This window comes from Paenibacillus sp. Z3-2 (assembly GCF_054161325.1).
The window spans coordinates 2682095-2693367 of the sequence record NZ_CP096397.1; the positions used below are offsets into that span (position 1 = coordinate 2682095).

General features: G+C 45.0%; 10 protein-coding genes and 1 pseudogene. 8 read left to right on the top strand and 3 right to left on the bottom strand.

What is annotated here, in order from left to right; all coding sequences use genetic code 11:
- Positions 1-65 precede the first annotated feature (65 nt).
- Together M1D71_RS12185 and M1D71_RS12190 are read right to left on the bottom strand one after the other, a co-directional pair.
- On the bottom strand, positions 66-839 hold the full coding sequence (locus M1D71_RS12185; RefSeq protein WP_458126649.1) for a M15 family metallopeptidase: 774 nt from the start codon (positions 837-839) through the stop codon (positions 66-68).
- 457 nt (positions 840-1296) lie between these two features.
- Positions 1297-1659 (bottom strand): iron-sulfur cluster biosynthesis family protein, encoded by a 363-nt coding sequence (locus M1D71_RS12190; protein WP_458126650.1) that lies wholly within the window; start codon positions 1657-1659, stop codon positions 1297-1299.
- Positions 1660-1825: 166 nt separating this feature from the next.
- Between M1D71_RS12190 and M1D71_RS12195 the strand changes: the two genes are divergently transcribed.
- The 7 genes and pseudogenes from M1D71_RS12195 to M1D71_RS12225 all read left to right on the top strand — a co-directional run bounded on the left by M1D71_RS12195 (position 1826) and on the right by M1D71_RS12225 (position 8599).
- Positions 1826-2413: a TetR/AcrR family transcriptional regulator gene (locus M1D71_RS12195; RefSeq protein ID WP_458126651.1), complete on the top strand. Its 588-nt coding sequence runs from the start codon at positions 1826-1828 to the stop codon at positions 2411-2413.
- A gap of 133 nt (positions 2414-2546) precedes the next feature.
- Positions 2547-2993, top strand: a complete 447-nt coding sequence (locus tag M1D71_RS12200; RefSeq protein WP_458126652.1) for a nuclear transport factor 2 family protein — start codon at positions 2547-2549, stop codon at positions 2991-2993.
- On the top strand, positions 2983-3834 hold the full coding sequence (locus M1D71_RS12205) for an NmrA family NAD(P)-binding protein (RefSeq protein ID WP_458126653.1): 852 nt from the start codon (positions 2983-2985) through the stop codon (positions 3832-3834). The genes M1D71_RS12200 and M1D71_RS12205 overlap by 11 nt, the downstream gene beginning before the upstream one ends.
- 228 nt (positions 3835-4062) lie before the next feature.
- Positions 4063-5038, top strand: a pseudogene (locus M1D71_RS12210) (ABC transporter ATP-binding protein).
- Positions 5031-6545, top strand: coding sequence for an osmoprotectant update ABC transporter permease/substrate-binding subunit OpuFB (opuFB, locus tag M1D71_RS12215; protein ID WP_458126654.1), 1515 nt, complete (start codon positions 5031-5033; stop codon positions 6543-6545). Before M1D71_RS12210 ends, opuFB begins: the two are co-directional and overlap by 8 nt.
- A 49-nt stretch (positions 6546-6594) precedes the next feature.
- A complete protein-coding gene (locus tag M1D71_RS12220; protein WP_458127225.1) occupies positions 6595-7941 on the top strand; it encodes a dihydrolipoyl dehydrogenase family protein in 1347 nt (448 codons plus the stop codon).
- Between the two features lie 49 nt (positions 7942-7990).
- Positions 7991-8599 (top strand): DUF1349 domain-containing protein, encoded by a 609-nt coding sequence (locus M1D71_RS12225; protein ID WP_458126655.1) that lies wholly within the window; start codon positions 7991-7993, stop codon positions 8597-8599.
- 175 nt (positions 8600-8774) lie between these two features.
- Here M1D71_RS12225 and M1D71_RS12230 read toward each other — a convergent pair whose 3' ends face one another.
- A complete protein-coding gene (locus M1D71_RS12230; protein WP_458127226.1) occupies positions 8775-9248 on the bottom strand; it encodes an SET domain-containing protein in 474 nt (157 codons plus the stop codon).
- 197 nt (positions 9249-9445) lie between these two features.
- Between M1D71_RS12230 and M1D71_RS12235 the strand changes: the two genes are divergently transcribed.
- On the top strand, positions 9446-11002 hold the full coding sequence (locus M1D71_RS12235) for an ABC-F family ATP-binding cassette domain-containing protein (protein WP_458126656.1): 1557 nt from the start codon (positions 9446-9448) through the stop codon (positions 11000-11002).
- The last annotated feature ends 271 nt before the right edge of the window (positions 11003-11273 follow it).

Sequence of the window (11273 nt, forward strand, 5' to 3'; positions counted from 1 at the left end):
CTGCTTCAGCCATGCTTCTTTTATCTGATCCGATAACTCGCTAAGCTTTGGGGACGGAACCTACCTTATTTGGCACGTTCCAAATACTGCTCCAACGTAAGTTTCTGGTTGGTGATCTCACCAGCAATATATACACCTACATAACGTACATGCCATGGCTCATAAGAGTAACCTGTTAATTTCTCCTGATCTTTGCCGTAACGGATGATGAATCCGTATTTGTGGGCATTGGCTTTCAGCCATTTGCCTTCTTTGGTGTTGCCGAAGCTTTGCTCTAGATCATAACCGGCCGAAGCGCTGGAGATATCCATTGCAAGACCAGTCTGATGTTCACTTTGTCCTGGACGAGCACTTGTTTTGTTGGCAACAGCTTCACCTTTGATGCTGGCATTACGATCAAAAATAGATTTCTGGGTCGCATAAGAGCGATAACCAGACACGGCTTTGATATCAATGCCGTCTTTTTTGGCAGCGGCGAATAATTTTTCAATAGCTGTTGCAGCCACTTTACGCATCTGTTTCTTCGGACTGGAATCTGAGAAACTAAAAGGAATATTAGGTACAACCAAATCTTGAGGTGTATAAGTCGAAGGCAGATTTCTCTTTTTATTGACCAGCACAACTGTACTGGACACATTGGTCACGGTTGCCACATTTTTTATCGTTTTGATTGTACGACCAGGTGCATTATCATGCAGAAATTGAGTGAAGCTGGAGCTTGCCGCAGATGCGATAGGATTCAGGCTTGAAGTAATAGGAAGCGTAGTAAAAGCAGAACTTGCTACAACAGAACCTATGAGAATTGTGGATATGATGGATTTAGAAGTAAAAGATTTCATGATGTGTGTTCCTCCTCGGATTATATGAATCTATATACCGAGTATACTAGAGGATTATATCCATAGGTTCTCCAATTGTTTCCGAGTTGTAAACAAGTTTGCTATATAAGTTGAACCAAAGATATTTACCCTGGACACTACGATGACAGAATAACCTTCCGATCGCTGTTATCCCCAGATTTTACGAATTCCCCTTATGAGGGGAAAATCCGGGGATAGCATATGCTTCCGATGCAGCTTTCTTTCAGAAAGCTTTTAGGCGAACGCTTCGCTTCTTCAGGTTCTTTCTGTCCTCTCCGTCTCGTGTAAATGTTTGTTAAATTTATATAGAGTCTTTTTTTTTGCAACTCTCGTAGAGGCATATAAAGAAAAGAAAAAAAGCCGTTGCATTAGATACAACGGCTTTTGATGTGAAGAGAGATAATACTAGATTACTTCAAGTATGCTGGAGACTGTGTCACAACATGCAGGCGTCAGATCCACCGGAGCTTCCGGCAGCAACAGCACGGGTATCGCGAACGCGAACATTGGCGCTGAGTACACCAGAATCACTGCTTAATTTGAAAGAAGGATAATTCTCTTCCGTATCGAGCTTCATGTGTTGTTCAAGGTTCAGCTGCTGCTTCGGATCAACATAAAACGGGACCAGATTGGTTTCTATCTGCGCGTCGAGAGCTGCAAGTTCGTCTACTATGATAATAGCGATAACTCCGTTACATCCGCAACCTTCCAGGTCATAGATTACTTTGAAATATCCAGGCTGGTCATTCAGGCTTTCCGTCAAACGTTTTGCAGCCAGATCTGTAATTTGAATATACATATGGGTACACTCCTTTATTGTTGTCATGGTTGTATATGGTAAAAGAAATCATTCAGCTTCTATTCCCATTATACCACTTTGGCAAAAATCAAAGCATTTATTTTCTTGACTGATCAGTCCGGAAAAGGTATTCTTTACTTAATGAACAGGGAGGTGAGATCTGAAATTGGGAAGAGCCAAGGAGTTTGACACGGAGACTGTTCTAAGAAAAGCAACGTCTGTATTCGGAGCCTACGGTTATGAAGGCACATCATTGAGCTTACTGCTGAGTGAACTTGGCATTGCGCGGCAAAGCTTGTATGACACCTACGGAACCAAACATGATTTGTTTGTCTCTGCGCTTAAATTCTATATCCAGCAGAAGACAGAGGCGGGGATCAGGCTATTAAACGAATGCACAAGTGTGAGGCAAGGCGTGACACAATTGTTCAACGAAGCGGTTAACGTGTTGACAGACGACGAACGCCGTAATGAATGTTTCATCATTAATAGTGCGGTTGAACAGGCACCACAAAATCATGAAATCGCAGCCTTTATTCAAACGACTAACCAACAAATGGAAGATGTTTTTCATACTGCACTGCTACGAGGTCAGAGGAATGGCGAATTGCAGCAGCATGCAGAGGAAGAATTGCCCGGCCTTGCCCGTTTTCTGAATTATTCTCGACTCTCATTGACCTTTACGGCGAAGAGCGGTGCAAGTGCAGAAGTACTGCGAGAGTTTGTACAGATGACTTTAAGGGCTATGGACTAATGTTTCACATGATTGATCATGAATGCTTATTGGTTTTTTTGAAAATGAACGCTTAGGGCGTTTATTTTTTGAATATTATAGACTGATTGGTCTGGAAAAAGAATATCAAACAAACGAAAGGAGGAATAAAGAGATGACACAATCCCAGCAGCTGGAAGCGGGCAATAGTGTGCCACATCAGATTATGCATGGATTTACTCAATTGCTACTGGAGGGAGAATTGGAACAGTGGTTGGAACTATATACAACTGAAGCTATCTTTGAATTCCCTTATGCACCAGCAGGATATCCTCAGAAACTGGAAGGCAAAGCCGCAATTGCGAATCATCTACATAATCTACTGGGGATGGTTGAAATCCAGCAGTTTTCTGAACCGGTGATTATTGCTGATTCCACGAAACAACAGTTTGTGGCCGAATTTACTTGTAAAGGGCTTTCATTCGTTACAGGCAAGCCATATAACCAAACTTACATCTCTGTAGTGAGCCACAAGAATGGCAAAATTACACATTATAAAGACTATTGGAATCCGATGATCGTAATCGAATCGGACTTGGGAGGAAGTAAACATGATCAATGATAAACCGTTGACACTTATTACAGGCGCTAATGGGAAGACAGGAAGTCGTGTTGCTGCCATTCTTCAAAAGCAACAATATCCGGTGCGTTTGGCAGGAAGAACTAAAGCATCTTTTTCTGGTTCTGGTGATAACTATGTCTATTTTGATTGGTATGATTCTGAGACTTATGCTCCGGCGCTGAAAAATGTGAACCAGGTGTACCTTGTCGTGCCAGTCATGGACATGACCCCAGAAGACGTCATGATTCCGTTCATTAAGGAAGCATTGTGGAGCGGCGTTAAGCGATTTGTCTTGCTTGGCAGTGCTTCAGTTGATGAAGATGGTCCTATATTTGGCAAAGTACATCAGTATCTAAAAGCGCATGCTCCGGAGTGGGCTGTACTACAACCGTCCTACTTTATGGAGAACTTTACGGAGGGACCACATCGGGAGACGATGAAGCAATTCGGTAAAATCTACAGTGCTGCGGGTGAGGGTAAAATCGGTTTTGTCAGCGCAGATGATATTGCAGCTGTTGCCTTCCGAGCCCTGACAGATATGGTCCCTCATAATACAGCCCATATCACTACGGGACCGGAAACATTGTCTTACGGGCAGGTTGCCGACATCATTAGTCGTATGCTGGACCAGTCTATTCAACATGAATCTTTGTCCGATGATGAATTGAGGAACAGCATGATTCAAGCCGGGATGCCCGAAGACTATGCAAAAACTCTGGCTGGGTTGGATATTTTCATCCGTGAAGAAGGCCGAGAAGATCAAGTAACGGATACCGTGCTGAGATTGACGGGGAATAGCCCCATTAGTATCAGCCGATTATTTAATCGCTTTATACAATAAAATCGTATTATAAAAGAATAGTAGAAATATTGGAAGAAATTCTGTTGAGTAACAAGAAGGCGGTGCCTAAAGGCCCGTCTTTTTTTGCTGATTTATCAACCATTGGAGATATCCGTTCTTGTACGATTGGGTAACAATCGCATTGCAGCTGTTCAATAGAATGATTATATGGGGGTGCTTTTGGGGAAATAGATGAGAATGAATGTTTGATAAAGGAGAAGAGTCTGAATGATTCAGTTCGAAAATGTATCTAAACAATACCCTGATGGAACTACAGCTTTGCGTCAGGTTAACCTCAACATTAACAAGGGAGAATTGTTCGTCATGATTGGTCCAAGTGGATGTGGCAAAACCACCATGCTCAAAATGATCAATCGCCTGATTGAACGTACAGATGGAACGGTGCGCATTAATGATCGTCTAATCGATGAGTACAACATTCATGAATTGCGCTGGAATATTGGATATGTGCTTCAACAGATTGCATTATTCCCGCATATGACCATTGCCGAAAATATTGCGGTTGTCCCAGAACTTCGGAAATGGAAGTCAGATCAAATCAAGGAGCGCGTCCATAATCTGCTGGACATGGTTGGATTGCAAGGAGATACGTATAGTGACCGCAAGCCTGCCGAACTATCCGGTGGACAGCAGCAGCGAATTGGTGTGTTGCGTGCGCTCGCTGCCGATTCCCGAGATTGTATTGATGGATGAACCGTTCAGTGCACTCGATCCGATGAGCCGCGAGAAATTGCAGGACGATATTCTGGATATCCAGCGTCAGATGAAGAAAACGATTGTATTTGTCACCCATGATATCCAGGAAGCGATGAAGCTGGGGGATCGCATCTGCATTATGAAGGATGGAGAAGTATTGCAGGTAGGTACTCCGGAAGAGTTAATCCAGCAGCCAGCCAATGACTTCGTACGTGAGTTTGTCGGAGATACTAATGCCGATATGAGTTCACAATCTGGATTCGATCTCGAATCAATCATGTCACCACTCTCACCTGGTCATGTGCCAAAATCAGCCAAAACGGCCGTTCCTGTATCCATTTCGTTAACGGAGTTGGTTGATATCATGGCTTCCCATGACCATCTGCTGGTTGAAAGTAACCGCCAGATTATTGGCGAGATCAGTCGAGCTGATCTGATGAGATATTGGTCCGATCAGTTACAAGAGCGAGGTGATGGACATGAGTAGATTCACGGAGGTGTTCAGCGAGCGTAAAGGTCAGTTATTGTCTGCTCTTCTTGAACATATTCAGATCTCATTTATCGCGTTGTTCTTTGCAGTCCTTATCGCTATACCGCTTGGTATCTACTTGACACGCAAGCCAAGAGTCGCTGAACCGATTATTGGAGTTACGGCTGTATTGCAGACGATACCGTCCTTGGCACTTCTCGGATTGCTTATTCCGTTATTCGGTATTGGCACACTTCCTGCAATCATTGCATTGGTGGTGTATGCGCTGCTTCCGGTACTTCGCAATACGTACACTGGCATCACCGAAGTCGATTCTTCCATGGTCGAAGCGGCGAATGCGATGGGCATGAACAGTCGACAACGTCTGATCAAAGTGGAACTGCCACTCGCGATGCCTGTCATTATGGCCGGAATTCGGACCGCGATGGTCCTCATCGTAGGAACGGCAACACTTGCTGCCTTGATCGGCGCAGGAGGCTTGGGTGGCTTAATCTTGCTGGGCATTGATCGGAACGATACAGCATTGATCATCCTTGGTGCTATTCCAGCCGCATTGTTGGCCATTTTGTTTGATGTACTGCTTCGCCAGTTCCAGCGCTTGTCATTCAAGAAAACATTGGTTACCTTGGGTTCGCTGGCTCTGATCGCGATACTTGTGATCACCATTCCCTTTTTTGCGCGGGGAGGACAGAAGGATCTCGTGATTTCCGGGAAACTGGGGGCTGAACCCGAAATCCTCATTAATATGTACAAATTGCTAATCGAAAAAGACACAGACTTAACGGTTGAATTGAAGCCTGGATTGGGCAAAACGCCATTCCTGTTCAATGCCCTCAAGTCGGGCGATATCGATATCTATCCTGAATTTACAGGGACAGCTATCTCCGAATTCATGAAGGAAACGGCTGTGAGTACGGATCGGACAGAGGTCTACGAACAAGCCAGAGACGGAATGTTAAGCCAGTTCAACATGGTGCTGCTGAACCCTATGGATTACAACAATACGTATACATTGGCGGTTCCACAGAGCATCGCAGATCAATACAGACTCAAGGCCATTTCGGATCTAAAACCGGTAGAGCAACAGATCAAAGCAGGATTTACGCTGGAATTCTCTGATCGGGAAGACGGATATCTTGGCATACAGAAGAAATATGGCATACAATTCCCGAACGTGGCGACAATGGAACCCAAGCTTCGCTATGGTGCTCTTCAGCGCGGAGATATCAATCTCGTTGATGCTTACTCCACAGATAGTGAGTTGAGACAGTATGAACTCGTTGTGCTGGAGGATGATCAGGAATTGTTCCCGCCTTATCAAGGCGCGCCGATGCTTCGTAAAGAGACGGCAGATCAGTATCCACAACTGGTTGAGGTGCTGAATCAGCTTACTGGCAAAATTACGGATGATGAGATGCGTCAGATGAACTATGACGTGAACGTAGTGGGAGAGAATCCTGAACAGGTTGCAGCAGAGTTCCTTAAACAGGCTGGATTGCTGTAACTTCGGCATCCCTGCAATAGATGTACCAAGAGGATGAGGAGGAACCATGATGACTCAAGAAACCTATGACCTGATTGCAATTGGAACAGGAAGCGGAGCAAGCTCTGTAATCACCCGTTGCGCTGAAGCTGGATGGAAAATCGCTGTGATTGATGAGCGTGAGTTCGGAGGAACCTGTGCATTGAGAGGCTGTGATCCCAAGAAAGTACTGACTGGAGCGGCTGAGCTGATTGACTGGAATGAACGGATGCAAGGGAAAGGAATTCAAGGACAGGCAAGAATAAACTGGTCTGATCTGATGGCATTTAAGCGGACTTTTACCGAGAGTATTCCTAGAGCAAGTGAGGATCGATTCAAGCAGGCCGGAATGGACACGTTCCATGGAAAAGCTTCATTTGTCGATGAAGAACACATTCAAGTCGGAGAAGAAATCCTTCATGGCAAACACATCCTGATTGCTACCGGTGCAAGGCCTGCGCCACTTCAGATTGAGGGTTCTGAGCATCTCATATATAGTGATGATTTTCTGGATCTGGAACAGCTGCCGGATCGATTAGTTCTGGTAGGGGGTGGATATATGGCATTTGAGTTTGCGCATATTGCGGCCAGAGCCGGGACGGAAGTCCATATCCTGCATCGGAGTGAAGAACCGCTAAAATCATTTGATGCAGAGCTGGTGGAATCTCTGTTACAAAAATCGAAAGAGATCGGCATCCACGTTCATCTGAACGCGGAGGTGAAGTCCATACGACAAGTGGGGGATGCTTACGTCGTTCATGGCACACGCAATGGTGCAGACCACCAGTGGCAGTGCGGACTTGTCGTTCATGGAGCAGGGCGCATTCCCAATGTGGATGGACTTGAATTGGAGAAAGGTAACGTCAGGTACAGCAAAAAGGGGATTGCAGTGAACGAGTATTTACAAAGTGAAAGTAATCCAAGAGTGTATGCTGCTGGCGATGTGACCGACACAAAAGGGTTGCCTTTGACTCCATTAGCAGGTCAGGAATCGCGGGCCGTATCGTTCAATTTGTTGCAGGGCAATCAACACAAACCGAATTATAAAGTAATGCCTTCCATTGTGTTTACTGTCCCTGCACTTGGAGCTGTAGGGATGAGCACGGAACAAGCCAAGAAAGAAGGCTATGATGTGCAGGTAAATGATATGTCGAAATGGTATACTTACAAGCGAACTCATGAAAAAATGGCTATGGCCAAAGTGGTGATCGACAAACCAACGGGCCGCATTCTAGGTGCGCATGTGCTCGGAAGCAAAACAGAAGAATTGATTAACCTTTTTGCGATGGCGATTCAGTTCAATCTGACTACAGACCAGTTAAACAGCATGAATTTTGCGTATCCTACGGCTGCTTCGGACCTGAGTTCTCTAATATAGAAGTGATGATGAGCCCCCCTTTGGGACTAAAGGAAGGATGAGAATAACGATGTCATCGGAGTTTATCGGATTTCATACAGGCAAGTGGACTACGGAACCCGTTACTGCACGGATGGACAGGGATCGTTTCGTTGTGGAAGCTCAGGAAGGCAGTGACTTCTGGGAGAACACATTCTATGGATTCTGTCATCGGAATGGACACGCTATGCTTGCTCCATGGGATGGAAGTGAAGCGATTGAAGTATCGTTTGATCTAAGCTCATTCACCGAATTATATGATCAGGCTGGATTAATGTTATGGCATGGAGACGATCAATGGATCAAGGCTGGTGTTGAGGTCAATGATGGCGTAGTTCATGTTGGAGCCGTCGTGACCAATACGTATTCGGATTGGTCACTCTCGCCTGTACCAGAATGGGGTGGACGAATCGTAACGATTAGAGCCTCTTACAGTAACGAAGCAGTCGTCATTCGTGCTCGGACAGATGAGCATCCTTGGCGAACAATACGAGTTGCACGATTTGCCCATCCAAACAACAAGCACGCGGGTCCATTTCTGTGTTCACCCAAGCGGGCAGGTTTCGAGGTAGCCTTTACCAAGTGGAGTTCCACGGCACCTGATGAAGACTTGCATACAGATCCACCAATAACTGATTAACAACTAGTGTATCTACCTTAGAAAGTAAAACAACACAAATAGGCAAGTCTTCCACGAGTAGAGGATTTGCCTATTTGTGTATTGAACATTGAATTTTGAACAACCTGGACCGGATTCATCAAGTTCTTTTGAGTTTACAGCGAAGGTTCCTTGCGAACGTTATTGAGATTAACGTTTACTTGCTTGAGTCCGTATCCAGAGACTGGGGTTCATTCTCTTTCTCACTCTCATCATCCGTCGACTCATTCAACTCACGCATACGCTCCTCGTAATCATCCAGGAACCATAACGGGTCCATGTTATCTTCTTCACCGTTGTAATTAATCACGATTTCATCGCCAGCCTTGATGTCTGTATACGCATAGAAGTCAAAAGTATGGTTTTCAAAGTTGATATCATACGTTGCGTTAGGTTCATAGGAGTGGTTGATCAGACTGCCGTAGCCGAGCAGAATCGCGGTGTGATTCGCCCCATATTCGAACACGTAATCTTCCAGAATCGTTTTCTCGACATGCTCATGGTCTTCATTCGGGTAAGGCACAACGGGTGCCTGATGGATCAGCGTTCCCTTGGCAATATCAACGGTAGCAAATACTCCGCGATTAAATTCACCGCCATCACCCAACTTGGATTGTTTTACTTCGATCATAATCTTCACCTGATGCTCCTGTGGGAGCTCCGTTCTATATAGTAGTCATTCGTTAAGGCAAAATTTTACCCCATACTTTCATATAAGGCAAATTTCAGCCAAAAAGGTGGAATAATTTTTAATATGGCGTTGAGTTGTGCAGGATATAACGCTTATAATATACAAAGAATTAAGTCTATATAGAAAAGGTGTCATGAATGAGCATATTAAATGTAGAAAAATTAAGTCACGGTTTTGGTGACCGTGCTATCTTTAACGACGTTTCATTCCGCCTGTTGAAGGGCGAACATATTGGTCTGATCGGGGCCAATGGTGAAGGTAAATCCACCTTCATGAACATTATTACAGGAAAACTTCAGCCGGATGAAGGCAAGGTGGAATGGTCCAAACGGATGCGTGTTGGTTATCTGGACCAGCATGCTGTATTGAATAAAGGCCAATCGATCCGTGACGTACTTCGCGGCGCGTTCCAGTATTTGTTTGACATGGAACAGGAAATGAATGATATGTATGGCAAAATGGGCGATGTAACGCCGGAGGAACTTGAACAACTGCTTGAAGACGTGGGTACGATTCAGGACACGCTGACGAACCAGGATTTCTACATGATCGATGCCAAAGTGGATGAAACCGCACGTGGTCTGGGTCTGACAGATATCGGTCTGGATAAAGACGTCAATGACCTGAGTGGTGGACAGCGTACCAAAGTACTGCTTGCCAAGCTGCTGCTGGAAAAACCCGATATTTTGCTGCTCGATGAGCCTACGAACTATCTGGATGAATTGCATATCGAATGGCTGAAACGCTATTTGCAGGAATATGAGAATGCATTTATCCTCATTTCTCACGATATTCCGTTCCTGAACAGTGTAATCAACTTGATCTATCACATGGAGAACCAGAATCTAACCCGCTATGTGGGCGATTATGATCATTTCCAGGAAGTGCATGAGATGAGAAAACAGCAGCTTGAGTCGGCGTACAAACGCCAACAACAAGAGATTGCTGACCTCAAGGATTTTGTAGCGCGTAACAAAGCAAGTGTTGCTACACGCAATATGGCGATGTCCAGACAGAAGAAACTCGACAAGATGGATGTCATCGAAATCGCCAAGGAGAAACCGAAACCGCAGTTCAACTTCCGTGATGCAAGAACATCCGGCAAGCTCATTTTCGAAACCAAAGGTCTTGTGATTGGATACAACGAACCGTTGTCCAGACCACTGGATCTGCGTATGGAGCGTGGACAGAAGATTGCCCTCGTTGGTGCGAACGGAATCGGTAAAACAACTCTGATGCGCAGTATTTTGGGTGAAATTCAGGCTCTGGAAGGAACCGTTCAACGCGGCGAACATCTGGAGATCGGTTACTTCCAACAGGAGATGAAGGAAGCGAACTACAATACCTGTATCGAGGAGATCTGGCAGGAGTTCCCTTCGTATACCCAATTCGAGGTGCGTGCTGCACTTGCAAAATGTGGTTTGACTACAAAACACATTGAGAGCAAGGTAGCTGTACTAAGTGGTGGCGAGAAAGCCAAAGTTCGTCTCTGTAAGCTGATCAATAATGAAACCAACCTGCTTGTGCTCGATGAGCCGACGAACCATCTGGACGTAGATGCCAAGGAAGAGTTGAAACGTGCGCTCAAGGCTTACAAAGGCAGTATTCTTCTGATTTCCCACGAACCCGAATTCTACCGTGATGTGGTTACGGAGACTTGGAACTGTGAGTCGTGGACAACGAAAGTATTTTAAGGTAATTCGAGGGAGCTTGCGAACAAGCTCGAACGGTGAGAAAAGGCGCGAATTTTGCTTGCAAAACAGGCAGAACTCGCGCCTTTTTTGTATGGTTCTAACGAAAAATGTCCAAGTTGAATTCGTGGTTGACAGCGTTAATAAGCCAATAATATAATTCAGGAAAACGATTACATTTGCATAGTAGAAACCTGTTTTACTGTATAGGGGCAAGGAAGACACGGTATTCCGCATGGGTATCATTGCACTTAGAAGGGAAGACGGGTCTTTT